This is a genomic window from Streptomyces sp. 17_S59 (genome assembly GCF_056930295.1).
The window spans coordinates 1,168,892-1,195,584 of record NZ_JBXOWD010000001.1 but is presented as its reverse complement, the minus strand read 5'-3'; the positions used below and the strand labels follow the sequence as shown (position 1 = coordinate 1,195,584).

General features: G+C 73.9%; 25 protein-coding genes. 20 read left to right on the top strand and 5 right to left on the bottom strand.

The features are described from left to right. Positions 1 to 8: 8 nt before the first annotated feature. Both AC1Z4A_RS05080 and AC1Z4A_RS05075 read left to right on the top strand, forming a co-directional pair. Positions 9 to 857, top strand: coding sequence for a siderophore-interacting protein (locus tag AC1Z4A_RS05080; protein ID WP_483676617.1), 849 nt, complete (start codon positions 9 to 11; stop codon positions 855 to 857). Positions 858 to 895: 38 nt separating this feature from the next. Then, entirely contained in the window at positions 896 to 1,564 is a 669-nt protein-coding gene (locus tag AC1Z4A_RS05075; RefSeq protein WP_483676616.1) for a hypothetical protein, read from the top strand. A gap of 45 nt (positions 1,565 to 1,609) precedes the next feature. Here AC1Z4A_RS05075 and AC1Z4A_RS05070 read toward each other — a convergent pair whose 3' ends face one another. The 3 genes from AC1Z4A_RS05070 to AC1Z4A_RS05060 all read right to left on the bottom strand — a co-directional run bounded on the left by AC1Z4A_RS05070 (position 1,610) and on the right by AC1Z4A_RS05060 (position 4,664). After that, a complete protein-coding gene (locus AC1Z4A_RS05070) occupies positions 1,610 to 2,380 on the bottom strand; it encodes a gamma-glutamyl-gamma-aminobutyrate hydrolase family protein (protein ID WP_483676615.1) in 771 nt (256 codons plus the stop codon). Continuing rightward, positions 2,377 to 3,828, bottom strand: coding sequence for an ethanolamine permease (gene eat / locus AC1Z4A_RS05065; RefSeq protein ID WP_483676614.1), 1,452 nt, complete (start codon positions 3,826 to 3,828; stop codon positions 2,377 to 2,379). The genes AC1Z4A_RS05070 and eat overlap by 4 nt, the downstream gene beginning before the upstream one ends. A 116-nt stretch (positions 3,829 to 3,944) precedes the next feature. Beyond that, the gene (locus AC1Z4A_RS05060) at positions 3,945 to 4,664 is read right to left on the bottom strand and encodes a FadR/GntR family transcriptional regulator (RefSeq protein WP_483676613.1); all 720 of its coding nucleotides are present in this window, start codon (positions 4,662 to 4,664) and stop codon (positions 3,945 to 3,947) included. 72 nt (positions 4,665 to 4,736) lie between these two features. On the opposite strand from AC1Z4A_RS05060, the gene AC1Z4A_RS05055 reads away from it, so the two are divergent. The 4 genes from AC1Z4A_RS05055 (at position 4,737) to AC1Z4A_RS05040 (ending at position 9,676) form a co-directional block, all read left to right on the top strand. Beyond that, complete coding sequence (locus AC1Z4A_RS05055; RefSeq protein ID WP_483676612.1) at positions 4,737 to 6,104, top strand: glutamine synthetase family protein; 1,368 nt, start codon at positions 4,737 to 4,739, stop codon at positions 6,102 to 6,104. A gap of 11 nt (positions 6,105 to 6,115) precedes the next feature. Then, on the top strand, positions 6,116 to 7,504 hold the full coding sequence (locus AC1Z4A_RS05050) for an aldehyde dehydrogenase family protein (protein ID WP_483676611.1): 1,389 nt from the start codon (positions 6,116 to 6,118) through the stop codon (positions 7,502 to 7,504). Beyond that, a complete protein-coding gene (locus AC1Z4A_RS05045; RefSeq protein WP_483676610.1) occupies positions 7,501 to 8,286 on the top strand; it encodes a 3-oxoacyl-ACP reductase in 786 nt (261 codons plus the stop codon). The genes AC1Z4A_RS05050 and AC1Z4A_RS05045 overlap by 4 nt, the downstream gene beginning before the upstream one ends. A gap of 118 nt (positions 8,287 to 8,404) precedes the next feature. Beyond that, positions 8,405 to 9,676, top strand: coding sequence for an HAD family hydrolase (locus AC1Z4A_RS05040; RefSeq protein WP_483676609.1), 1,272 nt, complete (start codon positions 8,405 to 8,407; stop codon positions 9,674 to 9,676). 37 nt (positions 9,677 to 9,713) lie between these two features. Here the strand turns inward: AC1Z4A_RS05040 and AC1Z4A_RS05035 are convergent, their stop codons facing one another. Then, entirely contained in the window at positions 9,714 to 10,901 is a 1,188-nt protein-coding gene (locus AC1Z4A_RS05035) for an amino acid deaminase/aldolase (RefSeq protein ID WP_483676608.1), read from the bottom strand. 253 nt (positions 10,902 to 11,154) lie between these two features. Between AC1Z4A_RS05035 and AC1Z4A_RS05030 the strand changes: the two genes are divergently transcribed. From AC1Z4A_RS05030 to AC1Z4A_RS05015, 4 genes are all read left to right on the top strand, one after another. Beyond that, positions 11,155 to 11,952 carry a hypothetical protein gene (locus AC1Z4A_RS05030; RefSeq protein ID WP_483683505.1) on the top strand — a complete coding sequence of 266 codons (798 nt, stop codon included), beginning with the start codon at positions 11,155 to 11,157 and terminating at the stop codon, positions 11,950 to 11,952. Next, complete coding sequence (mycP, locus tag AC1Z4A_RS05025) at positions 11,949 to 13,181, top strand: type VII secretion-associated serine protease mycosin (RefSeq protein ID WP_483676607.1); 1,233 nt, start codon at positions 11,949 to 11,951, stop codon at positions 13,179 to 13,181. Before AC1Z4A_RS05030 ends, mycP begins: the two co-directional genes overlap by 4 nt. Positions 13,182 to 13,384: 203 nt before the next feature. Further along, positions 13,385 to 14,119, top strand: a complete 735-nt coding sequence (locus AC1Z4A_RS05020; protein ID WP_483676606.1) for an SseB family protein — start codon at positions 13,385 to 13,387, stop codon at positions 14,117 to 14,119. Between the two features lie 87 nt (positions 14,120 to 14,206). Next, positions 14,207 to 15,040 carry an MIP family channel protein gene (locus AC1Z4A_RS05015; RefSeq protein ID WP_483676605.1) on the top strand — a complete coding sequence of 278 codons (834 nt, stop codon included), beginning with the start codon at positions 14,207 to 14,209 and terminating at the stop codon, positions 15,038 to 15,040. Between the two features lie 90 nt (positions 15,041 to 15,130). On the opposite strand, the gene AC1Z4A_RS05010 is transcribed toward AC1Z4A_RS05015, so the two are convergent. Beyond that, positions 15,131 to 15,529, bottom strand: a complete 399-nt coding sequence (locus AC1Z4A_RS05010) for a DUF1844 domain-containing protein (protein ID WP_483676604.1) — start codon at positions 15,527 to 15,529, stop codon at positions 15,131 to 15,133. Positions 15,530 to 15,845: 316 nt separating this feature from the next. Between AC1Z4A_RS05010 and infC the strand changes: the two genes are divergently transcribed. The 10 genes from infC (at position 15,846) to AC1Z4A_RS04960 (ending at position 26,657) form a co-directional block, all read left to right on the top strand. Next, the gene (infC, locus tag AC1Z4A_RS05005) at positions 15,846 to 16,502 is read left to right on the top strand and encodes a translation initiation factor IF-3 (RefSeq protein ID WP_483676603.1); all 657 of its coding nucleotides are present in this window, start codon (positions 15,846 to 15,848) and stop codon (positions 16,500 to 16,502) included. 124 nt (positions 16,503 to 16,626) lie between these two features. Continuing rightward, a complete protein-coding gene (gene rpmI, locus AC1Z4A_RS05000) occupies positions 16,627 to 16,821 on the top strand; it encodes a 50S ribosomal protein L35 (RefSeq protein WP_399930694.1) in 195 nt (64 codons plus the stop codon). A gap of 103 nt (positions 16,822 to 16,924) precedes the next feature. Continuing rightward, the gene (gene rplT, locus AC1Z4A_RS04995; protein ID WP_126913400.1) at positions 16,925 to 17,311 is read left to right on the top strand and encodes a 50S ribosomal protein L20; all 387 of its coding nucleotides are present in this window, start codon (positions 16,925 to 16,927) and stop codon (positions 17,309 to 17,311) included. 128 nt (positions 17,312 to 17,439) lie between these two features. After that, on the top strand, positions 17,440 to 18,294 hold the full coding sequence (locus tag AC1Z4A_RS04990) for a TrmH family RNA methyltransferase (protein WP_483676602.1): 855 nt from the start codon (positions 17,440 to 17,442) through the stop codon (positions 18,292 to 18,294). A gap of 39 nt (positions 18,295 to 18,333) precedes the next feature. Next, positions 18,334 to 19,446, top strand: coding sequence for a sensor histidine kinase (locus tag AC1Z4A_RS04985; RefSeq protein WP_483676601.1), 1,113 nt, complete (start codon positions 18,334 to 18,336; stop codon positions 19,444 to 19,446). Positions 19,447 to 19,611: 165 nt separating this feature from the next. After that, positions 19,612 to 20,730, top strand: coding sequence for a phenylalanine--tRNA ligase subunit alpha (gene pheS, locus AC1Z4A_RS04980; protein ID WP_483676600.1), 1,119 nt, complete (start codon positions 19,612 to 19,614; stop codon positions 20,728 to 20,730). Next, a complete protein-coding gene (pheT, locus tag AC1Z4A_RS04975) occupies positions 20,730 to 23,240 on the top strand; it encodes a phenylalanine--tRNA ligase subunit beta (protein WP_483676599.1) in 2,511 nt (836 codons plus the stop codon). The genes pheS and pheT overlap by 1 nt, the downstream gene beginning before the upstream one ends. Positions 23,241 to 23,457: 217 nt before the next feature. Continuing rightward, positions 23,458 to 24,642: a PP2C family protein-serine/threonine phosphatase gene (locus tag AC1Z4A_RS04970; protein WP_483676598.1), complete on the top strand. Its 1,185-nt coding sequence runs from the start codon at positions 23,458 to 23,460 to the stop codon at positions 24,640 to 24,642. A gap of 87 nt (positions 24,643 to 24,729) precedes the next feature. Beyond that, complete coding sequence (locus AC1Z4A_RS04965; protein ID WP_483676597.1) at positions 24,730 to 26,067, top strand: tetratricopeptide repeat protein; 1,338 nt, start codon at positions 24,730 to 24,732, stop codon at positions 26,065 to 26,067. Between the two features lie 59 nt (positions 26,068 to 26,126). Then, entirely contained in the window at positions 26,127 to 26,657 is a 531-nt protein-coding gene (locus AC1Z4A_RS04960) for an NUDIX hydrolase (RefSeq protein ID WP_483676596.1), read from the top strand. Positions 26,658 to 26,693 lie beyond the last annotated feature (36 nt).

Below are 26,693 nucleotides of genomic sequence, written 5' to 3'. Positions count from 1 at the left end.
AGACAGTCATGGCAGAGCGCCCCGTACGGAAGAAGCGCCAGGTCAACCGGGCCCATGTGGTCCGCACCGAGCGGCTCTCGCCGCACATGGTGCGCGTCGTCCTCGGCGGCGAGGGCCTCGCGGACCTCGGCGCCGGCGAGTACACCGACCACTACGTCAAGCTGCTCTTCCCGGTGCCCGGCGTGGCCTACCCGGAGCCCTTCGACATGGAGGCCGTCCGCGAGAACCTGCCGCGCGACCAGTGGCCGCGTACGCGCACGTACACGGTGCGCTCCTTCGACCGCGCGGCGCGCGAGCTGGCCATTGACTTCGTCGTCCACGGCGACGAGGGCCTGGCCGGCCCCTGGGCGGCGCGGGTGCAGCCGGGCCAGGAGGTGCTCTTCCTGGGCCCCGGCGGCGCCTACGCCCCGGACCCGGCCGCCGGCTGGCACCTGCTGGCCGGTGACGAGAGCGCGCTGCCCGCGATCGCCGCCTCCCTCGAGCGGATCCCGGAGGGCTCGGTCGTGCGGGCCTTCGTCGAGGTGGCCGACGAGGGCGAGGAGCAGAAGCTGGAGCTGCCCGCCGGGGTCGAGGTGACCTGGCTGCACCGCGGCGGCCGGCCGGTCGGCGAGGCCCTGGTCGAGGCGGTCCGCTCGCTCGACTTCCCCGAGGGCGACGTGCACGCCTTCGTGCACGGCGAGGCCGGGTTCGTGAAGGAGCTGCGCCGCCATCTGCGCATGGAGCGCGAGGTGCCGCGCGAGCGCCTGTCGATCTCCGGCTACTGGCGCCGGGGCCACGACGAGGACGGCTGGCAGGCGTCCAAGCGCGAGTGGAACCAGCAGGTCGAGGTCGAGCAGGAGGGCGGCGCCGCGGCCTGACCGGCCCCCGACGGGCCGTCACGGCTAAGCTCACCTGCATGAATCGTGCCCGGACGGCCCTGGTGGCCCTCGCCTCGGCGGCCCTCGTCCTGTCCGCCACCGTCAATGCCTCGGCGGATTCCGACGACTCGGACTCCTCGAACTCCTCGGACTCCGAGTCGTCGATATCGAGCCTCGCGCCCACGCAGCGCGGCCGCGAGGCCGCCTTCACCGTGACGACCAGTCAGGAGGCACTCGACGAGCACGACGGCCTTCTCACCGTGGAGTCGCCTGCCTTCGCCAAGAAGCTGACGCTGAAGAAGAAACGGTTCCGGGAGGGCAAGGACGGCGTCCTCTACACCAAGGCCGCGGGCGTGGTCCTCTGCGACATCCAGCCCGGCACCTACGCCGTCCAGCTCAAGGAAGGCGGCATGAAGGACCCGGTGGACACCGCCGAGCTGACGGTCGTCGCCGAAATGGACCCCGGCAACCGCGACTTCTGCGACAGCCCGAGGAGCTACGACGACGCGATCGACCGGACGAGCGAGACGGCTCCGGACGAGGACGCGGACGACGACGACACGACCATCGGCCCCGGGGCGCTGGCGGCGGTCATCGCGGGGACGGCGGCGTTGACGGCGGTGCTGGCGTCGGTGGCGACGTACCTGCTGACGCGGCGGCGCCGGCGCCGCCGCGGCGACGGGGAGTCGGATACGTACGAGTGGTGACGGCGGTTCCGGCACCGCCGGTCGGATCGACGGTGCCGAACCTCCTCAGCCGCCCTGCGCAGCAGCCCGCACCAGCCCCTCCATCAGCCGCACATCCCCCCGCGCCTCCGGATGCCACTGCACCCCCAGTGCGAAGCGCCCGTCCCCGTACTCCAGGGCCTCGACGACGCCGTCCTCCGCAAAGGCCGAGGCGACCAGGCCCTCGCCCAGGCGGTCCACCGACTGGTGGTGGTGGGTGGCCACGTCCACCGGGCCCCCGGGCAGCAGCCCGGCCGTCAGCGTGTCCGGCACCGGCTTGACCACGTGGTCGGTGAACGCGCCCACCACCGGGTTGTGGCCCTCGTGGCCCACCTCGTCCGGGAGGTGCTGGCAGAGCGTGCCGCCCGCGTGGACGTTCATGAGCTGCATGCCCCGGCAGATGCCGAGCACCGGCACACCGCGGTCCAGTGCCGCGGCCAGCAGGGCCAGTTCCCAGCGGTCGCGTTCCGGCACGGGGGCGCCGCCGCGCGGATGGGGGCGGGCGCCGTAGAGGGACGGGTCCAGGTCCTCGCCGCCCGCGAGGACCAGGCCGTCCAGGCGGGAGAGCACGGCGGGGGCAGCCGAAGGGGCGTCCGGCGGCAGCATCACCGCCAGGCCGCCGGCCCGCTGGACCTGGGCCGGGTAGGCGGCCGGCAGCAGGGCCGCGGGGAGGTCCCACGCCACCCCCCAACGGGCCCGGCAGGCATAGGTGGTGACGCCGATGAGCGGTGATCGGTGCTGGTGCTGGTGCTGGTGCTGGTGCTGGTGCTCCAATGTCGTGTCCTTTCCCAGCGTCATTCTCGGGTCAGTTCCGCTTCCGCCGCCGCCAGCGCGGCGAACTCCTCCTCCGGCGCGCTCGCCACCAGCCGGTGCCTGCTGTAGAGGGCGAAGTAGGCCGCGGCGACGGCGTACACGCCCAGCGCGATGAAGGCGGCCGTCACGTCCACCAGGAACGTGGCCACCAGCGCGGAGCAGGCGAGCACGAAGGCCACCGCCGATGTCGCCGTGCCGCCCGGCGTGCGGTAGGGGCGGGCGAGGTCCGGCTCGCGGCGGCGCAGCACGATGTGGGAGAGGGACATCAGGGCGTACGAGATGGTGGCGCCGAAGACCGCGACGTTGAGCATCCGCGCGCCGTCCCCGCTCGCCGCGGCCAGTGTGAAGCCGAGCGCGCCGGGCACCACCAGCCCCAGCCAGGGGGCCTTGCGGCGGCTGGTGAGGGAGAGGAAGCGGGGGAGGTAGCCGGCCCGGGAGAGGGCGAAGAGCTGGCGCGAGCCGGCGTAGATCAGGGAGAAGAAGGAGGCCACCAGGCCTGCCAGCCCTGCGTAGTTGACGATCCGGGCGAGGGCGTGCTCGTGCCCGCCCGCCTCCAGGGCGGCGACCAGCGGATTGCCCGCGTCCTTCACGGCGTCGGCGCCGCCCGCGCCGGTCGCGGCGAGAAAGGTCAACAGGGCCAGGAGCAGCAGGATGCCCATGGAGGTGGCCATGGCCCTGGGCAGGGTGCGCGCCGGGTCCCTGGTCTCCTCGGCCGCGAGGGGCACGCCCTCGACCCCGAGGAAGAACCACATGCCGAAGGGGAAGGCCGCCCAGATGCCGAGCAGCCCGAACGGCAGCCAGGAGGAGGACCCGAAGGCGCCCGGGTCGGCGGGGATGTCGTCGAGCCGCGCGGTGTCGAAGTCCGTGAAGGCGCCCACCGCGAAGACGATCAGGGCCGCGACCGCGATCCCGGTCACCACGAAGCTGAAGCGCAGGGCCTCGCCGACGCCCCACAGGTGGATGCCGATGAAGACGGCGAAGCAGGCCAGGTACACGGGCCAGCCGGAGGTCAGCCCGAACAGGTGCAGCGATTCGACGTAGTCGCCGATGAAGAGGGAGATCGCGGCGGGCGCGAGGACGTACTCGATGAGGATCGCCGTGCCGGTGAGGAAGCCGCCCCAGGGGCCCAGCGCGCGCCGCGCGAAGCCGTAGCCGCCGCCCGCGGTGGGGAGGACGGCGGCGAGTTCGGCGAGGGCGAAGACCATGCACGTGTACATCAGCCCCATGAGCACGGCGGCGACGGCGAGGCCGCCGAAACCACCGTGCTGGAGGCCGAAGTTCCAGCCGGAGTAGTCGCCGGAGACGACATAGGCCACGCCCAGGCCGGTGAGCAGGAGGGGCCCCGCGCTGCCCCGGCGCAGGGTGCGCTTCTCCAGATATCCGGAGGCGGCGTCGGCGGGCGGTGCGCCGGGGACGTCCGTGCGTTCGGCCATGAGCGCTCCTGAAGGGGGATGCCAAGCAAAGGTTTTGCGCCATACCTTTGTGGTGCCGACGGCCGTAGCGCAACCCCCCTGCGTTAAACCGGGGTTACGGAGCCGGGCCCCGCCGCTTACGTCAGAAACCCCCGCAGCAGCGCCGCCGTGCCGCAGCAGTGCTCGCGCATCACCTCGCGGGCCGCTTCCGCGTTCCCGTCCAGGACCGCCTCCACCAGCGCGGTGTGCTGCCGCTGGGAGTGCTCCAGGTTGCGCACCAGCAGGGGGATGCAGTCCAGCAGTTCGTTGACGGTGGCGCGGACCGCAGCGTACTGCGCGGCAAGCGAGGGGGAGCCGGAGAGTTCGGCCAGTGTCAGGTGGAGCATGGTGTCCAGGCGCCGGTAGTCGGCCAGCGGGGCGTCGTGCGTCGCGGCCAGCGCGGCCCGCAGCCGTGCGGCCCGGTCGCCGGAGAGCCCATGCGCGGCGCACAGCCCGGCCGCGCCCACCTCCAGCACCTCGCGGAAGCGCAGCGCGTCCTCCACGTCGATCGCGGCCACCCGGCGGCGCAGCTCGTCCTCGCCCGCCCTCGCCGGGGCCAGCACGAACGTACCGCCGTAGCGCCCGCGGCGGCTCTCCACCAGCCCCTGGTCGTGCAGCACCTTCAGCACCTCGCGCAGTGTCACCCGGCTGATGTGCAGACGATCCGCCAACTCCCGTTCGGAAGGCAGCCGTTCGCCGTGCCCGACCAGGCCCAGCCGCACGACCCGGAGTATCTGCTCCAGGGCCTCCTCGAAGCCGTTGCCCGCGCGGACCGGCCGCAGCACGGTCGCCAGCCGGTCCTCCCCGCGCTCGTTCATCGGACCCCCTTCCCAATCAATGGTCTACGGGCCTACCTTATGACCTCCGGTCGCACCGACAGGAGGCCCACCGTGGCAGACCGCACGCCCCCGCTCACGGTCGACGAGCTGCGCAGGCTCGTGGACTCCGGGGAGATCGACACCGTCGTCCTCGCCTTCACGGACATGCAAGGGCGGCTCCAGGGAAAGCGGTTCGCCGCCCGGTTCTTCCTCGACGACGTCCTCGAGCACGGCACCGAGGGCTGCAACTACCTCCTCGCCGTGGACGCCGAGATGAACACCGTGGACGGCTACGCCATGTCGTCCTGGGAGCGCGGCTACGGCGACTTCGCCATGCGCGGCGACCTCACCACCCTGCGCCGCACCCCCTGGAACCCCGGCACCGCCCTGCTCACCGCCGACCTCGCCTGGCACGACGGCTCGCCTGTCCTCGCCTCCCCGCGCCAGATCCTGCGCCGCCAGCTGGACCGGCTGGCCGAGCGCGGCTGGAGTGCCTGCGTCGGCACCGAGCTGGAGTTCATGGTCTTCAAGGACACCTACGAGGAGGCCTGGAGCCGCGGCTACCGCGGCATGACCCCCGCCAACCAGTACAACTGCGACTACTCCGTCCTCGGCACCGGCCGTGTCGAGCCCCTGCTGCGCCGCATCCGCAACGAGATGGGCGCGGCCGGCATGACCGTCGAGTCCGCGAAGGGGGAGTGCAACCTCGGCCAGCACGAGATCGCCTTCCGCTACGACGAGGCGCTCGCCACCTGCGACCAGCACGCCGTCTACAAGACCGGCGCCAAGGAGATCGCCGCCCAGGAGGGCATGGCGCTCACCTTCATGGCCAAGTACGACGAGCGCGAGGGCAACTCCTGCCACATCCACCTCTCGTTGCGCGACGAGGCGGGCCGTCCCGTGCTCGCCGACGACAGCGGCCCGTACGGCATGTCGGCGACCATGCGGCACTTCCTGGCCGGACAGCTGGCCGCCCTGCGCGACTTCACCCTGCTGTACGCGCCGAACATCAACTCCTACAAGCGCTTCCGCCCCGGCTCCTTCGCCCCCACCGCCGTCGCCTGGGGCCCCGACAACCGCACCTGCGCCCTGCGCGTGGTCGGCCACGGCCACTCCCACCGCTTCGAGAACCGGCTGCCCGGCGGCGACGTCAACCCCTACCTGGCCGTCGCGGGCATGGTCGCCGCCGGGCTGTACGGCGTCGAGCACGAGCTGGAGCTGCCGGAGGTCTGCACCGGCAACGCCTACCGCGGCGACGCCGCGCACGTCCCGGCCACCCTGCGCGAGGCCGCCGCCCTGTGGGAGGCCAGCCCCATAGCCAGGGCCGCCTTCGGCGACGAGGTCGTCGAGCACTACCTGAACATGGCGCGTGTCGAGCAGGAGGCCTACGACACCGCCGTCACGGACTGGGAGCGCTTCCGCTCCTTCGAGCGCATGTGAGGACCCGTACGGTGCAGGACACGCAGGAGTCGCACGACATCGTCAATCCGGCGACCGAGGAGCTCGTCGCCACCGTCCCCGCCGCCACCGGGCAGGACGTCGCCGCCGCCGTCGCGCGCGCGGCGCGGGCCCAGCCCGCCTGGGCGGCCCTGGCCCCCGGCGACCGCGCCCGGCAGCTGCGGCGCTTCGCCGCCGCCGTCGACGAACACCTGGAGGAACTGGCCCTGCTGGAGGTCCGCGAGGCGGGCCACCCCGTCGCGAACGCCCGCTGGGAGGCGGGCAACGTCCGCGACCTGCTGGACTACGCGGCCGGGGGGACCGAGCGGCTGAGCGGCGCCCAGATCCCCGTCGCGGGCGGGCTGGACGTCACCTTCCACGAGCCGCTCGGCGTCGTCGCCGTCATCGCCCCGTGGAACTTCCCGATGCCCGTCGCCGCCTGGGGCTTCGCCCCGGCGCTCGCCGCGGGCAACGCCGTCCTCCTCAAGCCCGCCGAGACCACCCCGCTGACCGCCCTGCGGCTGGCCGAACTGGCCCTGGCGGCCGGGCTGCCCGAGGGGCTGTTCCAGGTCCTGCCCGGGGCCGGACCGGTGGCCGGGGCCGCCCTCGTCGAGCACCCCGGCGTCGCCAAGGTCGTCTTCACCGGCTCCACCGCGGTCGGCCGGCAGATCATGGCCACGTGCGCGGCGGGCGTGAAGCGGGTGACCCTCGAACTCGGCGGCAAGAGCCCCAACATCGTCTTCGCGGACGCCGACGTCGAGCGCGCCGCGGCCGCCGCGCCCGGCTCCTTCCTCGACAACACCGGCCAGGACTGCTGCGCCCGCAGCCGCATCCTCGTCCAGCGCAGCGTCTACGACCGCTTCATGGAGCTGCTGGAGCCCGCCGTGAAGTCCTTCGTCGTCGGCGACCCCACCGACCCCGCGACGCAGATGGGCCCGCTGATCTCCGCCGCGCACCGGGAGCGCGTACGGTCGTTCGTCCCCGAGTCCGCCCCGGCGGCCGTCCGCGGCGAGGTCCCGTCCGGCAAGGGCTTCTGGTACCCGGCCACCGTGCTCGAGGCCGCCCCGGACGACCGGGTCGCCACCGCGGAGGTCTTCGGCCCGGTCGCCGTCGTCCTCCCCTTCGAGGACGAGGCCGAGGCGGTCCGGCTCGCCAACGCCACCGACTACGGCCTGTCCGGCTCGGTCTGGACCCGGGACGTCTCCCGCGCGCTGCGCGTCTCCCGGGCCGTCGCGGCGGGCAACCTCTCCGTCAACTCCCACAGCAGCGTCCGCTACTGGACGCCCTTCGGCGGCTTCAAGCAGTCCGGCCTCGGCCGGGAGCTGGGCCCCGGCGCGCTCGCCGCCTTCACCGAGACCAAGAACGTCTTCATCGCCATCGACCCCCTCGAGGAGGGCAAGTGACCGACCAGACCCCCGTCTGCCGCCGCCTCACCGGCCGCACGGCCGTCGTCACCGGAGCCGGCAGCGGCATCGGCCTGGCCACCGCCCGGCGGCTCGCGTCCGAGGGCGCGCACGTCGTCTGCGCGGACATCGACGAGAAGGCGGGCAAGGCCGCCGCGGACGAGGTCGGCGGGCTGTTCGTCAAGGTCGACGTCACCAGCCCCGAGGAGGTCGAGGCGCTCTTCAGGACCGCGTACGACACCTACGGCTCCGTCGACGTCGCCTTCAACAACGCCGGCATCTCCCCGCCCGACGACGACTCCATCCTCACCACCGGGCTCGACGCCTGGAAGCGCGTCCAGGAGGTCAACCTCACTTCCGTCTACCTGTGCTGCAAGGCCGCGCTGCCGTACATGCAGCGCCAGGGCAGGGGCTCCATCATCAACACCGCCTCCTTCGTCGCGGTGATGGGCGCCGCCACCTCGCAGATCAGCTACACCGCCTCCAAGGGCGGCGTGCTGGCCATGTCCCGCGAGCTGGGCGTGCAGTTCGCCCGCGAGGGCATCCGCGTCAACGCCCTGTGCCCGGGGCCGGTGAACACCCCCCTGCTGAAGGAGCTGTTCGCCAAGGACCCGGAGCGGGCCGCGCGGCGGCTGGTGCACGTCCCCGTCGGCCGGTTCGCCGAGCCCGAGGAGATCGCGGCCGCCGTGGCCTTCCTCGCCAGCGACGACTCGTCCTTCGTGAACGCGGCCGAGTTCCTCGTGGACGGAGGCATCGCGGGCGCCTATGTGACGCCGCTGTAGGGTCCGCCCCGCTGTAGGGTCCATGATCAAGTACCGGGGCCGGGCCGGGACGGTACGAACCGGCCCGGCCCGGCCCCGGTGCGTGTCCAGCCGTTCCCCCACGCACCAAAGAGAGCTCATGCGCACCAAGTCCGCCATCGTCGTCGGCCTCGCTGCCGCCGCGGCCCTCGCCACGGCGATACCCGCCACGGCGGCCCCCGCCCGCTCCGCCGGGCCCCGGCCGAACTGCCCCCAGCTCGACAAGAACCTCACGTGGTCCGGCGACAACCGCGCCAGGCTGCAGAAGATGATCGACGAGCGCGGCACCTGCTCCGGCAAGGGCGGCCCGCGCCCGGTCGCCGCCTTCGACTGGGACAACACCGTCGTCAAGAACGACATCACCGACGCCACGCTCGCCTGGGCCCTCCAGCACGACAAGATCCTGCGGCCCGCGCACTGGAGCGACACCAGCGCCTGGCTGACCCCGGCCGCCGACAAGGCCCTCACCAAGGCCTGCGGCACCGCCGTGCCCGTCGGCCGCCCGCTGCCCACCTCGAAGAACACCGCCTGCGCCGACGAGATCTTCGAGATCCGGGAGAAGTCGCAGACCATGGCGGGCGAGGCGGCCTTCGCCGGGGACTGGGACCACCGGCGCACCGTGCCCGCGTACGGCTGGATACCGCAGCTGTTCGCCGGCCACACCCCCGCCGCGCTCACCTCCTTCGCCCGCAAGGCGCGCGCCGAGCAGCTCGCCGCGCCGGTCGGCGCGACGCAGAAGGCCGGCACCCACACCATCGCCGGCTACATCCGCTACTACGACCAGCAGAAGGACCTCATCCGCACGCTCAAGGCGGCCGGCTTCGACGTCTACATCGTCTCCGCCTCCTCCGAGCCGATCGCCGAGGCCTGGTCCAGCGGTGTCGGCCTCGACGCGAAGCACACCATCGGCATCCGCAACATCACCGAGCACGGCCGCCTCACCACGGCCCTCAAGGGCTGCGGCGGGGTCGAGACCGGCCGCGGCGACGCCCTGCCGTACATGGACGGCAAGCGCTGCATGATCAACCAGGAGATCTTCAAGATCAAGGGCGCCGCCGCCTGGAAGCAGCAGGACCCCGCCCACCGCATCGCGCTCGGCGCGGGCGACGCCGACACCGACGTGACGTTCGTGGGCGACGCGACCGGTGCGCACATCGCCGTCAACCGCAACAAGTCCGAGCTGATGTGCCGCGCCTACGACAACGCGGACGGCCGCTGGGTGGCCAACCCGATGTTCATCGACCCGATGCCGCGCAAGTCCGGCGCGTACCCGTGCTCGACGACGGGCGCCACCGCACCGGACGGCTCCCACGTGCCGGTGCGGCGCGCCGACGGGAGCGTGATCCCGGACCAGCTCGACACGGCGTTCTGACGAAAGCCGGCAGCAACCCGGCGGCCCGGGGCGGGGCTCACAGGAACGTGTGGCCCTCGCCCCGGTACGTGGGCACCGTCTCCACCACCCGGTCGCCGTCGACGAGGTGCAGGACCGCGAAGCGCTCGCACAGCTCCCCGGCCTTCGCGTGCCGGAACCACACCTTGTCCCCGATCAGCAGGTCGTCCGCGGCCGGGCCCAGCAGCGGCGTCTGCACCTCGCCCGCCCCCTCCTGCGGGGCGAACCGCAGCCCGGCCGGGAGGTACGGCACCGGCAGCCGGTCCGGGCCCGGCACGCCCGAGGCGGGATAGCCGCCGCCCAGGACCGTCACCACTCCCACGCCCGGGCGGCGCACCACCGGCAGTGCGAACAGGGCGGCGGGGCGGCCGTGGAACGAGCGGAAGCCGTCGAAGAGCCGCGGCACGTACAGCCCCGACCCGGCGGCCACCTCCGTCACCACCGGGTCGGCCGCGGTCCGCTCGACGCTGCCCGTGCCGCCGCCGTTGACGAACTCCAGCTCCGCCACCGCCCGTACCGCCCGCACGGCCTCGGCCCGCAGGGGCGCCAGCTGCCGCCGCGCGACGGCCTGCACGAACCGGACCGCCCCGGACCGCAGCGGACGGCCGGGCACCGCATCGCCCACGCCCGCCACGTGCGCCTCGTAGGCCATCAGCCCCACCAGCCGGAAGCCCGGGCGGCGGTCGATGGTCCTTGCCAGCTCGGCCAGTTGCTCCGGCTCGCTCAGGGGGGACCGCAGCGCCCCGATCCGCACCCGGCCGCCGAGCAGCCGCAGCGAGGTGTCCAACTCCAGGCAGACCCGCACCTCTTCGCGCCCGGCGCGCGCCGCGTCCACGGCCGCCAGCTGCGCGGGGTCGTCCACGGTCAGCGTGACCGCCCGGGCCAGCTTGGCGTCGGACGTCAGCTCCGCGAGGCCCGACCGGTCGGCCGAGGGATAGGCCAGCAGCACGTCCTCCACTCCGGAACGGGCCAGCCACAGCGACTCGGCCAGCGTGTGGCCCATCACCCCCGCAAACCCCTCCCGCGCCAGCACCCGCTCCAGCAGGGCCCGGCAGCGCACGGACTTGCTCGCCACCCGCACGGGCTTCCCCCGCGCCCGGCGCACCAGATCGGCGGCGTTGGCGTCGAAAGCCGCCAGGTCGACCACCGCCAGCGGAGCGTCGAGACGGTCGGTGGCCCGGTCGTAGCGCAGTCGGTCGGACGACATGGCGGGCAGCCTGCCAGAGCGGGATTCCCCTGGGTAGGGGTCGGGCACGGGCGAATGGCACCCGCCGCTCCGTGCCCCGTAGAGTGGCGCGCACGCTGCGCCCCCGAGGGCGTGACGGGATGTCCGAATACGGCAATCTGCGGCATTACAGAGCGATACGACGGCATCGCGGGCCGGCTCGCGAGGGGAGCGCAGGGTGAGCACCGAAACGGATGCCATGCCACCGCCCGTCGCCCGCTTCCGCGTTCCCCCGATGCCGCTGACGCCGCCCGCCGTCCCGGCCCCGCGGGTCCGCCCGCGCCGCGCCGCCGCCGCGGCCGCCGTCTGCCTCGTCCTCGGGCTGGGCCTCATAGCCGGGGCCGTCGCCGGGAGTTGGGCCGCCGACGGCCCGCGCGACCGGACGACGGCGGAGGCGGCCTACGAGCGCGGGGCCGGCCTCTGGCAGAACGTACCCGTCGACGAGCTGTTCCCGGTCGCCGTGCACGGCGACGCGGCCGGCCCCGGCGGCGCGGAGCGCGACTGGACCCGGATCGGCGTCGCCCCCGACGGCGGCTGCACCGACGCCTTCGACCCGCTGCTGGCCAAGGCCCTGGCCCCGGTCGGCTGCCGGCGCCTGCTGCGCGCCACCTACACGGACGCCACCTCGACCAGCGTCACCACCGTCGGCCTGGTCGTCACCGAAGCCGGCCCGGGCGGCATGCGCGCGCTGCGCAAGCGCTTCGCCGACGAACACCTCGACGAGCGCCCCGACCTGATGCCCCGCCCGTACGCCCCCCGGGGCACCGTCGCCGACCGCTTCGGCGACGCCCAGCGGGTGAGCTGGCACATCAGCGTCCCCACCGATGTCCCCGCGGTCGTCTACTCCGTCACCGGATTCGCGGACGCCCGCACCGGCACCCCGCCGCAGCCGGCCGGCCAGGCGGTCGCCCCGGGCGCGACGACGGCCCCGGCCCAGGCAGGCCTCGGCCACGACGCGACGGCGCTCGCCGACCGCGTGGAGCGCGGCTACCGGGAGGCCGCCCGCAGGACGGCGCCGGGAGCCGGCCGGTGACCGCGCGGGATGCCCGGGCGGTGCGCGGACGCGCCCTCGGCACCCTCTCCGCCACCGTCGCCCTCACCCTGCTCGCCACGGCGCCCGCCCGCGCCGACGCGATACGGGCGCAGGAGTGGGCGCTGGAGACCCTGCACGCCCAGGACGCCTGGCGGACGGCCAGAGGGGCCGGCGTCACCGTCGCCGTGCTGGACACCGGGGTCGACGAGGGCCACCCCGACCTGCGGGGGCGGGTGCTCCCCGGCAAGGACATGATCGGCTTCGGGGCCGGCCCGGGGGACCGCTCCTGGGCCCGGCACGGCACCGCCATGGCGGGCATCGTCGCCGGGCGGGGACACGGCCAGGACGACGCCGACGGGGTCGTGGGCATCGCGCCCGAGGCCAGGATCCTGCCGGTCCGGGTCATCCTCGAGGACAGCGACCCCGCCCGGCCCAAGGCCCGCGGAGCGCGCGGCGGCGCCCTCGCCGACGGCATCCGCTGGGCGGCCGACCACGGCGCCGACGTGATCAACCTGTCCCTCGGCGACGACAGCGACACCGCCCACCCGGAGCCGCGCGAGGACGCGGCCGTGCAGTACGCGCTGAGCAAGGGCGCCGTGGTCGTCGCCTCGGCCGGCAACGGCGGCGAGCACGGCGACCACGTCTCCTACCCCGCCGCCTACCCGGGCGTGATCGCGGTGACCGCGATCGACCGCTACGGCACCCGGGCCTCCTTCTCCACCCGCCGCTGGTACGCGGCCGTCAGCGCGCCCGGCGTCGACGTGGTGATCGCCGACCCCGACCGCCGCTACTACGAGGGCTGGGGCACGAGCGCGGCGTCCGCGTTCGTCTCCGGCGTCGTGGCGCTCATCCGGTCGGCGGCCCCGCGCATGAGCCCCGCGCAGGTCCGCGAGGTGCTGACCGGCACGGCGCAGGACGTGCCCGAGGGCGGGCGCAGCGACGAGCTGGGGGCGGGCACGGTGGACGCCGCGGCGGCGGTGGAGGCTGCGGCCCGCGGCGGCCTGCGCGCCCGCGGGACCGCGGACCGCCCGCCGCGCTACTTCGGCTCCGGGCCCCGCCCCGCCCCCACGGACGGCAGGGGCGGCGGCCCCGGGGCCCCGGCACTGGCCGCGGGCGGGGCGGGGGTGCTGCTGCTCGCGGTGGCGGCGGCGCTGTGGCGCGGCGGCACCCGGCGGCGCCGGACCGCGGCGGTGGGGGGCTTCCCCCCACCGGGGCCTTTCCCGCGCTGAGCGCTCCGCTGTAAGTGCCGTGCCGTGCCGTGCCGTGCCGGGTCGTCGGTCGACCGCGGCGCCGTCGTGGCCGGTCGCGCAGTTCCCCGCGCCCCTTCGGGACGCTGCCGAACCGCAGTGAACTTCGCCCGACCTGCCGGAGGCGCCGGTCCCGGGGCGAACCCCCTGGCCGGAGGGCCGTGGCCGCCCGATACGCTCGACCCGTGGCGCTCAAGAACATCCCAGACCCCGGCTTCGCTGACGACAACGGCTCCGCGGACCCCGCGCTCGCCGAGGCGCTCGCCGCCTGGGCCGCCGATCCGTCCGCCGAGGGGCGCGTGCTCGCCGCGCTGCCGGGCGCACGGCTGCTGGTACCCGTGGTGGCCGTGCTGGGCGAGGTGGAGACCGGGCCCGACGGGCTCAAGCGCGAGAAGACCAGCGACATGGCCGTGCCGACGCTCCAGGCGCCGGACGGGCGCCGGGCGCTGCCCGCCTTCACCTCGGTCGAGACGCTGGCCCGCTGGCGCGCGGACGCCCGGCCGGTGGCCGTGCCGCTGCACCAGGTGCTCCAGGCGGCCGCACACGAGAAGGCCGACACGATCGTCGTGGACCTGGCCGGCCCGGTGACCTACCCGCTGACCGGCCCGGCGCTGCTCGCCCTGGCCGAGGGGCGCGACAGCGCCGACCCGCTGGCCGACCCGGCCGTCGCCGAGGCCCTGCGCACGGTGCTGGCGGCGGAGCCCGGCGTGCTGCGGGCCCACCTCACCCCCTCCGCCGAGGCGGACGGCACCCTGGCCCTCGTCCTGGCCGCCGGCGCGCAGGCGCCCGAGGTGGTGCGCCGCGTCGCCGAGGGGCTGGCCGCCGACGAGGTGCTGCGGGCCCGGCTGGTGCGCGGCCTGGACCTCGCGCTGCTGCCCGCGGGGGCGAGCGTGCCGGGCGAGAGCCTCTTCAGCCGGTAGCCGCGCCGCCGGGCCTCGACAGGCGCCCCGGGGAAGGTCGTCCGACAATGCGATGAGGACGGTCCGCGAGATCCTCAGGAGGTCGCCATGGACGCCCTGAAGAACGTGAAGCTGGACCTGGGCCACCTGGACCCGGCGAAGACCAGGGCCATCGCGGCCGAATTCCTGGGCACCCTGCTGCTGGTGTTCTTCGCCGTGGGCTCCGTGGTCCTCGCCGCCGACTACATCGGCGTCCTCGGCATCGCGCTGGCCTTCGGCTTCACTCTTCTGGCCCTCGCGTACGGCCTGGGGCCCGTGTCGGGCTGCCACGTCAATCCGGCGGTGACGTTCGGCCTGCTGGTGGAGCGCCGCATCCCGCTGATCACGGCCATCGAGTACTGGATCGCGCAGCTGCTCGGCGCGATCGTCGGCGCCGCGATCCTCTTCCTGGTGGCCAAGCAGGTGCCGGGGATCAAGACCCACGGCGCCTTCGGCACCAACGGCTTCGCCGAGCGCTCGCCCGTGCACCTCAACACGGGCGGCGCGTTCCTCGCCGAGATCGTGCTGACGTTCCTGCTGGTCTTCGTGTACCTCGCGGTGACCCACCGGGTGGCCGTCGTCGGCTTCGACGGCCTGGCCGTCGGCCTGGCGCTCGCCGTGGTGCACATCGTGGGCGTCCCCCTGACCGGCACCTCGGTCAACCCGGCCCGGAGCATCGGCCCGGCCCTCTTCGCGGGCGGCGCGGCGATGTCCCAGCTGTGGCTGTTCATCATCGCCCCGCTGATCGGCGCCGCGCTGGCCGCCTTCGCGCACCGGGTGACCCACCCGCTGCACAGCGCCGCGGTGTCGGCGGACGAGCTGGCGTCGCCCGAGCCGCTGGCGGGCCCGGGGGTGCGCCGGGCGGAGCGCCCGCACTTCGGCGGCCGCGCCGACGACGACTGAGACGGCCCGGCGGGGAACACCCGCGCCCACCGGCCGTCGTGGCCGGTGGGCGCGGGCGTCCGTCTCGGCGTCTCAGCGGGGGACGGGGGCTCAGCCGAAGACGGGGCCGGTGAACTTCTCGCCCGGCCCCTGGCCCGGCTCGTCCGGCACCACGGACGCCTCGCGGAAGGCCAGCTGGAGCGACTTCAGACCGTCGCGCAGCGGCGCCGCGTGGAAGTTGCTGATCTCCGTGGCGCCCGCGGTGACCAGGCCCGCCAGGGCCGTGATCAGCTTCCGGGCCTCGTCCAGGTCCTTGTGCTGCTCGCCGTCCTCGGCCAGGCCGAGGTTGACCGCCGCCGCACTCATCAGGTGCACCGCGACCGTGGTGATCACCTCGACCGCCGGGACGTCCGCGATGTCGCGGGTCAGGGTGTCGAAGTCGGGGGTGTCGTTCCCGGCGCTGCCGGTGGTGTCGGCGTTGCCGTTGCTGCTGGGGGTCGCGTCGCTCATGGCGGACACGATACGACCCGCTGCAGGATCGGTTCGCCACCGGTTAGCACGCATGCTCCACAGCTGCTAGGGTTGTGGAACGACCGGCTGGGTGCTCTGTGCCCGGCCCACAAGTGGAGCTCCGCTCTCCCACCTCGCCGACCACGGGTCGGCAGGTCTCCGGTCAGGTGGTCGCCATCGTTCCGTACGGACGATGGAACCACCCGATGCGCCCCGCGGTTCGCCGTGGCGGTGTTCCGGTATCTGGAGCCCCGCCTGTGTCCCGTCGGGGCATTTTTCGTGCGTCGGCGCGGTTGGTCTTACGAAAAGACGTTACGTGGCCGCCCGCGAGGGTGCCGCGTGGTGCTACCGAGGAGGCCCCATCAGCGCCGAGCCCCGCATCAACGACCGGATCCGCGTCCCCGAGGTGCGACTTGTCGGTCCCAGTGGCGAGCAGGTCGGCATCGTGCCGCTTGCCAAGGCCCTGGAGCTTGCGCAGGAGTACGACCTCGACCTGGTCGAGGTGGCGGCGAACGCACGCCCGCCGGTCTGCAAGCTCATGGACTACGGGAAGTTCAAGTACGAGTCGGCCATGAAGGCCCGTGAGGCGCGCAAGAACCAGGCGCACACGGTCATCAAGGAGATGAAGCTCCGGCCGAAGATCGACCCGCACGACTACGACACCAAGAAGGGTCACGTCGTCCGGTTCCTCAAGCAGGGCGACAAGGTCAAGATCACGATCATGTTCCGTGGTCGCGAGCAGTCCCGGCCCGAGCTGGGCTACCGACTGCTGCAGCGGCTGGCGGAAGACGTCCAGGAGCTGGGTTTCGTCGAGTCGAACCCCAAGCAGGACGGCCGCAACATGATCATGGTCCTCGGTCCGCACAAGAAGAAGACCGAGGCGATGGCCGAAGCCCGCGAGGCGCAGGCCGCCCGCAAGGCCGAGCGCCAGGGCGGGTCCACCGCGGCCGCCGAGGAGCCCGCAGAGGCGTGATCCCGGGGCCCCGTGCCCCGCGCTCACTCCGGGGCAGCCGTCCCGGACAGCAATCGAACACAGCTGACGCTCCAGTGTGCCCGGAAACCGGGTGGGAGCGCCACCGACGAGGAGATACGGCGCGATGCCGAAGAACAAGACGCACAGCGGTGCCAGCAAGCGCTTCAAGATCACTGGCTCCGGCAAGGTCATGCGCGAGCGCGCCGGCAAGCGCCACCTGCTCGAGCACAAGTCGTCCAAGCTGACGCGTCGCCTCACCGGCAACGCCGAGATGGCCCCGGGCGACGCCGCGAAGATCAAGAAGCTTCTCGGCAAGTGACGCCAGGCACCCCGTCACCGCGGGGTGCGCGTCGGACACCGGGACCCAATCGTTTCCGGGTCGTGTGAGAACCCACCACGACCCCGCTACAAGGAGTTAACAAGTGGCACGCGTCAAGCGCGCAGTCAATGCGCACAAGAAGCGCCGGGCGATCCTCGAGCAGGCCAGCGGCTACCGCGGCCAGCGGTCGCGTCTGTACCGCAAGGCCAAGGAGCAGGTCACCCACTCCCTGGTCTACAACTACAACGACCGCAAGAAGCGCAAGGGCGACTTCCGTCAGCTGTGGATCCAGCGCATCAACGCCGCTGCCCGCCAGAACGGCATGACCTACAACCGCCTCATCCAGGGTCTGAAGGCCGCCAACATCGAGGTGGACCGCAAGATGCTGGCCGAGCTGGCGGTCAACGACATGAACGCGTTCGCCGCGCTCGTCGAGGCGGCCCAGAAGGCGCTGCCGGCCGACGTCAACGCCCCGAAGGCCGCCGCCTGATCCGGCGCCCTTGACGGCATGAGCGGACCCGCAGGCCCTCGCGGCCTGCGGGTCCGCTGCCGTTCGTCCCCCGTCGCACCCCGGCCGCGAGGCCGTGCCGCCCCTCCCAGTGAAGTGAGCCGCCGCCCATGGGCACCCCCGAGCTGATCTCCCCGCGCTCCCCCCGCGTCGTCGCCGCCCGGCGGCTGGCCAAGCGCAGTTTCCGGGTCAAGGAGCGCAGGTTCATCGCCGAGGGCCCGCAGGCCGTGCGGGAGGCCGTGGAGCACCGCAGCGGCGGCGAGCCGACCCTGGTCGAGCTGTTCGCGACCGTCGAGGCCGCCGAGCGGCACGCCGAGATCGTCGGGGCCGCCCGCGCCGCGGGAGTGCGCTTCCACCTGGCCGCCGACGACGTGATCGCCGATCTCTCGCAGACCGTGACCCCGCAGGGCCTGGTGGGCGTCTGCCGCTTCCTGGACTCGCCCTTCGAGGAGATCCTGGCCGCCCGCCCCAAGCTGGTCGCCGTCCTGGCGCACGTGCGCGACCCCGGCAACGCCGGCACGGTGCTGCGCTGCGCGGACGCTGCGGGCGCCGACGCCGTGCTGCTCACCGACGCCTCGGTGGACCTCTACAACCCCAAGTCGGTACGGGCCTCCGTGGGCTCCCTCTTCCACCTGCCGGTCGCCGTGGGCGTCCCCGTCGAGCAGGCGGTGAGCGGCCTGCGCGCCGCCGGGGTGCGCGTCCTGGCCGCCGACGGCGCGGGCGACCGGGACCTGGACGGAGAGCTGGACCACGGCACCATGGGCGGCCCCACCGCCTGGGTCTTCGGCAACGAGGCCTGGGGCCTGCCGGAGGAGACCCGGGCGCTCGCCGACGGCGTGGTGCGCGTCCCGATCCACGGCAAGGCCGAGAGCCTCAACCTCGCCACGGCCGCCGCGGTGTGCCTCTACGCCTCCGCCCGTGCGCAGCGCGCGTCCGGAGGGTGCCGCTCCGTGACCTCCAGCTAGTAGGGTGGCGCTCCGGGGGCTCGGGAGGGGGTGCGGGTGATGAAGGCCGGAACGGCCGGAAGCGTGCCCGGAATCTGTCCGTCCGCTTCCCTCGGGCCGGGGCTGCACCCCGACGACCTGCCGGACGGCCTGGTCGTCGCCGACGCCACGGGCCGCGTGACCTGCTTCAACGCCGCCGCCGCCCGGATCACCGGAGTGCGCCCCGGTGACGCCCTCGGCCGGCCCCTGGAGAGCGCCCTGCCGCTGGAGGACCTGGACGGCCGCCGCTGGTGGGCCCTCACGGACCCGTACGGCGGCCTCGCCACCCGCACCGGCCAGCCGGAGCGCAATCTGCTCCTGCCCGGCGGCCGCCAGGTGCTGGTCTCCGCCCGGTACGTCCGCGAGCGGCCCAACGGGCCCGTGGTGCGGCTCGTGGTCCAGCTGCGCGGCACCGAGGCGCGCCGCCGCACCGAGCGCAGCCACGCCGAGCTGATCGCCACCGTGGCCCACGAGCTGCGCTCGCCGCTGACCTCCGTCAAGGGCTTCACGGCCACGCTGCTGGCCAAGTGGGAGCGGTTCACCGACGACCAGAAGCGGCTGATGCTGGAGACCGTCGACGCCGACGCCGACCGGGTGACCCGGCTGATCGCCGAGCTGCTGGACATCTCCCGCATCGACTCCGGGCGGCTGGAGGTGCGCCGGCAGCCCGTCGACATGGTCGCCGCCGTCCGCCGCCACATCGAGACCTACACCCGGGCCGGGCTGCGGCCCGACCGGTTCGAGGTCAAGGTCACCGAGCCGCTGCCGCCGCTCTGGGCGGATCCGGACAAGATCGACCAGGTGCTGGGCAACCTGCTGGAAAACGCGGTGCGCCACGGCGAGGGACGGGTCACCATGGAGGTGACACCAGCACTGATGAAGGCCAGGACGGAGGGGACGGCGGTCACCGTGAGCGATGAGGGCCCCGGCATCCCCGAGGAGTCGATGGCGCGCGTCTTCACCCGCTTCTGGCGGGGCAGCAAGCGCGGCGGCACGGGCCTGGGCCTGTACATCGTCAAGGGCATCGTCGAGGCCCACGGCGGGACGATCACGGTGGGGCGGGCCGCCAGGGGCGGCGCCCAGTTCCGATTTACCCTGCCCGTGGGCGCCCCGGCCTTCCTCACGCAGGGCTGAAGCGCCGCCCACGGGCTCATCGGACCGCACGCGCCCCTTAGACTCGGCCTTTGGCACCTTTGGCACCACCTTTGGCCAATGTCGTCGGGCGAGCGCCGCGCAGCGAAGCGAAACCTGGTGGCACCTCCCAGCGGTAGCTGGGGACAATCGGAAGCACGGGAAGAGATGTCGGCACCCAATAAGTCGTACGACCCTGTCGAGGTCGAGGCACTGAAACCGGAAGAGATCGAGCGCATGCGGGACGAGGCGCTCGCCGCCTTCGCCGCGGCCGCCGACCTCGACGCCCTGCGCGAGGCCAAGGCCGCCCACATGGGCGACCGCTCCCCGCTCGCCCTGGCCAACCGCGAGATCGGCGCGCTGCCGCCGCAGGCCAAGGCCGAGGCCGGCAAGCGGGTCGGCATGGCCCGCGGCGCCGTGAACAAGGCCCTCGCCGCCCGCCAGGTCGAGCTGGAGGTTGAGCGCGACGCCCGGGTGCTGGTCGAGGAGGCGGTGGACGTCACCCTGCCGTACGACCGCGTGCCGGCCGGCGCCCGCCACCCGCTGACCACGCTCTGCGAGCGCATCGAGGACGTCTTCGTGGCCATGGGCTACGAGGTCGCCGAGGGCCCCGAGGTCGAGGCCGAGTGGTTCAACTTCGACGCCCTGAACTTCGAGCCGGACCACCCGGCCCGCGCCATGCAGGACACCTTCTTCGTCCGCGGCGACGGGAAGGGCGAGTCCGGCGTCGTCCTGCGCACCCACACCTCCCCGGTGCAGGTCCGCTCGATGCTCGACCGCGAGCCCCCCATCTACGTGGTGTGCCCCGGCCGCGTCTACCGCACCGACGAGCTGGACGCCACCCACACCCCGGTCTTCCACCAGGTCGAGCTGCTCGCCATCGACGAGGGCCTGACCATGGCCGACCTCAAGGGCACCATCGAGCACATGGTGCACGCCCTGTTCGGCGAGGGCCTCACCACCCGCCTGCGCCCGAACTACTTCCCGTTCACCGAGCCCTCCGCCGAGCTGGACATGGAGTGCTACGTCTGCCGCGGCCAGTCCGTCGGCAACCCGGAGCGCCCCTGCCGGACCTGCTCCAGCGAGGGCTGGATCGAGCTGGGCGGCTGCGGCATGGTCAACCCGCGGGTGCTGGTCGCCGCCGGCATCGACCCGGAGAAGTACAGCGGCTTCGCCTTCGGGTTCGGCATCGAGCGAATGCTGATGTTCCGCCACAACGTCGAGGACATGCGAGACATGGTCGAGGGTGACGTGCGCTTCACCCGGCCGTTCGGGATGGAGATCTGATGCGCGCCCCGCTTTCCTGGCTGCGGGAATACGTCGACCTGCCGGTCGGCGAGACCGGCCGTGACGTACAGGCCAAGCTCGTCGCCGCGGGTCTGGAGGTCGAGCGCGTCGAGCAGCTCGGCTCCGACCTCACCGGCCCGCTGGTCGTCGGCAAGGTCCTGACCATCGAGGAGCTGGAGGGCTTCCGCAAGCCGATCCGCTTCTGCACCGTCGACGTCGGGCAGGCCAACGGCACCGGCGAGCCGCAGGAGATCGTCTGCGGCGCCCGCAACTTCACCGTGGGCGACAAGGTCGTCGTGGCCCTGCCCGGCGCCGTGCTCCCCGGCGACTTCGCCATCGCCGAGCGCAAGACCTACGGCAAGGTCTCCCGCGGCATGATCTGCTCCGGCGACGAGCTGGGCATGGGCGACGACGGCTCGCACGGCATCATCGTGCTCTCCAACGAGCACGAGGTCGGCACCGACGCCATCGAGCTGCTCCAGCTTGTCGACGAGGTCCTCGACATCGCCGTCACCCCCGACCGCGGCTACTGCCTGTCGATGCGCGGCATCGCCCGCGAGGCCGCCACCGCCTACGGCCTGCCGCTGCGCGACCCCGCGCTGCTGGACGTGCCCGCGCCCAACGGCTACGGCTACCCGGTCGAGGTCGCCGACCCGGCCGGCTGCGACCGCTTCACGGCCCGCACCGTCACCGGCCTCGACGCCGAGGCCCGCTCCCCGATCTGGCTCCAGCGCCGCCTCCAGAAGGCCGGCATGCGCCCGGTCTCGCTGGTCGTCGACGTCACCAACTACGTGATGCTCGAGCTGGGCCAGCCGCTGCACGCCTACGACCGCGCCCGGCTCGACGGGCCGATCGGCGTCCGCCGTGCCCAGCCCGGCGAGAAGCTCACCACCCTCGACGGCACCAAGCGCGTCCTGGACGCCGAGGACCTGGTCATCACCGACAGCCGCGGCCCCATCGGGCTCGCCGGTGTGATGGGCGGCGCCGACACCGAGATCGCCGACCAGGCGGCCGGGCAGGGCTCGACCGAGGTCGTCGTCGAGGCGGCGCACTTCCACCCCGTCGCCATCGCCCGGGCGGCCCGCCGCCACAAGCTGTCCTCCGAGGCGTCCAAGCGCTTCGAGCGCGGCGTCGACCCGCAGGCCGCCTCCGCGGCCGCCCAGCGGACCGTCGACCTGCTGGTGCTGCTCGCGGGCGGCACCGCCGAGGCCGGCGTCACCGAGGTCGTCGCCCCCAGCGGGCCGCGCACCATCTCCGTCCGCGCGGACCACCCGGACCGCGTCGCGGGCGTCGAGTACGGCCGGGAGACCGTCGTGCGCCGCCTCCAGGAGGTCGGCTGCGACGTCTACGGGCAGGACGAGCTGATCGTCACCGTGCCCAGCTGGCGGCCCGACCTCACCGACCCCAACGACCTCGCCGAGGAGGTCATCCGGCTCGAGGGCTACGAGAACCTGCCCGCCACCCTGCCGCAGCCGCCCGCCGGGCGCGGCCTGACCCCGCGTCAGCGCCTGCACCGCCGGGTCGGCCGCGCGCTGGCCGGCGCCGGGTACGTCGAGGCCCCCAACTACCCCTTCATCGGGGACTGGGCCCTGGACCACCTGGGCCTGGAGGCCGACGACCCGCGCCGCACCACCGTGACGCTGGTCAACCCGCTCTCCGACGCCGAGCCCGCGCTGCGCACCACGCTGCTGCCGGGGCTGTTCGCCGCCCTGCGGCGCAACGACGGCCGGGGCGAGCACGACCTGGCGCTCTTCGAGACCGGCCTGGTCTTCCGGCCGACCGGCGACGAGACCGCCCCGGTCCGGCTGCCGGTCGACCGCCGCCCGACCGACGAGGAGATCGCCGCCCTCGACGCCGCGCTGCCGCGCCAGCCGCGCCACGCCGCCGTCGTGCTGGCCGGTGCCCGCGAGCGGGCCAGCTGGTGGGGCCAGGGCCGCGCGGCCGGCTGGGCGGACGCCGTCGAGGCGGGCCGGACCGTGGCCCGCGAGGCCGGCGTCGAGCTGATCGTCCGCCAGGACCAGCAGGCGCCCTTCCACCCGGGCCGCTGCGCCGCGCTGTACGTCCTCGTCGACGGCGCGGAGGTGCTCGTCGGCAGCGCCGGCGAGCTGCACCCGCGCGTCACCAAGGCGTTCGGCCTGCCGGAGCGCACCTGCGCGATGGAGATCGAGCTGGACCGCCTGGCGCAGGCCGGCACCGGTGCCGTCGTGGCCCCGCACGTGTCCGCCTTCCCGGTGGCCACCCAGGACGTCGCGCTCGTCGTGGACTCCTCGGTCCCCGCGGCCGACGTCGAGGCCGCCCTGGTGGCCGGTGCGGGCGAACTCCTCGAGTCGCTGCGCCTGTTCGACGTCTTCACCGGTGCCCAGCTCGGTGAGGGCAAGAAGTCGCTGGCCTACGCGCTGCGTTTCCGCGCGGACGACCGCACCCTGACCGCCGAGGAGGCCTCGGCCGCCCGGGACACGGCGGTGGCCTCGGCCGTCGAGCGCACGGGCGCGGTGCTGCGCGGGGCGTAAGCCCCGCTGGAAGCACGGTACGACGCGTGGCCGGACGGCTGCGGGTCGTACGTGGCTGGTCGCGCAGTTCCCCGCGCCCCTACGGGCGCGGGGGACTCCGCCCCGCAAGGGCCCCCTCGGTATCGCTCAATGGGGTGGAATCGGACGCCGTCCCCTTGCGCGGCCGTCCCCCCTGGCGAGAATCGTGCGCGTCATTGCACAGAGGGGGGCCGACGGAATGATCCGTACCGGGGCTCTGTGGTGCCGGCGGGCGTTTGTGTTCGTACTGCCCGGGCTCTGGGTCGCCGCCGTGGTGACCTGGGAGTTCCTGAGCCCCCTCGGCATCGGGTTCATCCAGCTGCTCGCCGCCGCGCCCGCCATCGCCTGCGCCGGAACCGGCCGCCGCCGGTGCGTCCTGCTCGGCGGCGCCTGCGCGCTGTTCGCGCTCCTGCCCCTGGGCCCCGTCGGCCGCGTACCGGCCGCCGCCCGGCTGGGCACCTGCTGTGCGATCCTCGCCGTCGTCGTCGCCAGCTACCTCACCAGCGGCCGCGGCCTGCGCCTGCTCGGCGAGCTGGAGCGGATCAGGGAGATCGCGGTCACCGCCCAGCTGGCGGTGCTCCGACCGCTGCCGCCCGGCCTCGGGAGCCTCACCCTCGCCGGCGTCCACCTGTCGGCCAGCGAAGGCGCCCTGGTCGGCGGGGACCTCTACGAGGCGCTCGCCACCCCGCACGGCGTGCGGCTGGTCATGGGCGACGTCCGCGGGCACGGCATCCCCGCCATCGCCACTGTCGCCGCCCTGCTCGGCACCTTCCGCGAGGCCGCGCACGACGAGGCCGAACTGCCCGGCGTGCTCCGCCGCCTGGAGCGCACCCTGCACCGCCACCTGCGCGAGCGGGCCCGTACCGACGGTCCGCCGCCCGGCGGCACCGGGGAGGCGGACGGCCCGGAGACCGAGGAGTTCGCGACCGTCCTGCTGCTCGAAGTGCGCGACGGCGGCCGGGTCACGGCCCTCAACTGCGGGCACCCCTGGCCGCACCGCCTCCGCCGGGCACCCGACGGCAGCGGATCCGTCGTCGCACTGACCCCGGGCGAACCGCTGCCGCCGCTGGGGGTGTTCCCGCTCCCCGCCGAGCCGCCCCTGGTGCACCTGCCCAGCCTCCGGCCCGGCGACGCCCTGGTGCTGCACACCGACGGCGCCGAGGAGGCGAGGAACGCGGCCGGTGAGCTGTTCCCGCTCGCGGGAGCCCTGGCGGAGGCCGCCCAGGGCGCCGCGATCGTGCCCGCCACGGTCGTCGAGCGCGTCAAGGCCGCCCTCCTGCGCCACACCCGCGGCCTGCTCGCCGACGACTTCGCGCTGCTCGCCCTCAGCGACGACCGCCGGCGCACCCCCGCCGCCCTGCCGCGCGCCTGTCACCAGCAATGACGGCCGCCCACCGGTGGCCCGTTCACACCCCGTGCGAAGGGATCTCCACTACGCTGATCTGACCGAGCGCACCGGAGGGCAGGCAGGATGGAGCCCAACACACTGCTCGACGCCATCCTCGACGAGGCGGGAATCTCCCACGCAGGCCTGGCCGCCCACATCAACGCGGCAGGCCGGGCACGGGGTTTGGCGTTGCGTTACGAACACACCGCCGTCGCCCGCTGGCTGAAGGGCCAGCGGCCGCGCGGGCAGGTCCCGGACCTGATCTGCGAGGTGCTCGGCGAGCGGTTGCGCCGCGCGCTGACCCTCGACGACATCGGCCTGGGCACCCCCGGCACACCGAGGGCCGCGGGCACCCCGCTGTCCGGCTTCGTCGAGCGCGCCACCGCCCTGTGGCGCTCCGACGAACAGCAGCGGGAACACGTCGTCCGGGCCCCCGCCGTCACGGGGACCCCGGCAGTCATCCCGGTCTGGGAGTGGGAGAACCCGCCCGAGGACGCCGATGTCTCCCGGCGCGGGCTGACCCGCGTCTCCATGGACGACATCGAGATGCTGCGGGCGGCCCGTACGCACTACGAGCAGATGTACCGCAAGGCCGGGGGCATCGCGACCCGCGCCCGGGTCGTCGGCTTCCTCAACGCCGAGGCCGCGCCCCTGCTGCGCGGCAGCTACTCCGACGCCATGGGCCGGCAGCTGCACCGCGCCACCGGCGGCCTGGTGGCCGTCGCCGGGATCTGCGCCTACGACTCGGACGCGCACGGACTCGCCCAGCGCTACTTCCACCAGGCGCTGCGGCTGGCCAAGGCCAGCGGGGACCGGGGCCTGGGCGCCTATGTGATAGCCCTGCTCGTCAACCAGTCGCTCTTCATAGGGGAGTACCGGCAGGCCGTCGCCTTCGCCGAGTCCGCGCTGCGGGCCGGCGGGACCAGCCTCACCCCGGCGCTCTCCGCCGACCTCTACGCCATGCAGGCCAAGGCCTACGCCCGGCTCGGGGACGGCGCCGGGGCCCTCGCCTGCATCCGCCGCGCCGAGGCGGCCGCCGAGCGCATCCACCGCGGCCAGGAGCCCGCCGAGACCGGCTACGTCCAGCCGGGCCTGGTGAACGTGCAGGTGGCGGAGGCCCTGCTGAGCCTCGGCGATCTCGGACCCGCCCGTGAGCACGCGGACCGGGCCGTCGACACCCCCGCCCACGACCGGGGCCGTGTCCACCGGCTCGCCATGCTCACGCACATCGAGCTGCGTCAGGGAGACGCGGACAAGGCGGTGGCCACCGCACGGGAGATGACCGAGCAGGCGAGAGGCATGGAATCGCAGCGTTTGAGGGACCGGCTCCGTGCGGTGCGCGAGCACCTGATCGAAAGTGGGTGCGCGGCCACCGCCGAGGCCGCCGAAATGATCGACGGGGCGCTGCGCGTGCCTTTTTGAGAGTAGTTGCCTGGGACGGCGCCCGTGAGGTGGCTACCTCGGCGGAAGGTGGCATCACGTTGCGTTGGAAGAATCTCAGGGAGCTGACCGTCTACGAGAACCGCTGGTTCCAGGTCAATCTCGCGGACGTCGAACTTCCGGACGGCCGTCACCTCGACCACTTCCTCATCAGGCTGCGGCCTGTCGCCGTGGCCACGGTGGTCAACGCGGCGAACGAGGTCCTGCTGCTGTGGCGGCACCGTTTCATCACCGACAACTGGGGCTGGGAGCTGGCGGCCGGCGTCGTCGAGGACGGCGAGGACATCGCCTTCGCGGCCGCCCGCGAGATGGAGGAGGAGACCGGCTGGCGTCCCGGCCCGCTGCGGCACCTGATGTCCGTCGAGCCGTCCAACGGACTCACCGACGCCCGGCACCACATCTACTGGTCGGACGAGGCCGAGTACATCGGCGACCCCGAGGACGGCTTCGAGTCGGACCGCCGCGAGTGGGTGCCGCTCAAGCTGGTGCCCGACCTGATCGCGCGCGGCGAGGTGCCGGCCGCCAACATGGCGGCCGCGCTCCTGCTCCTGCACCACATCCGGATCGGCTGACAGACCCTGCGACCGCCGGCCCCGGACGCCGCCGCG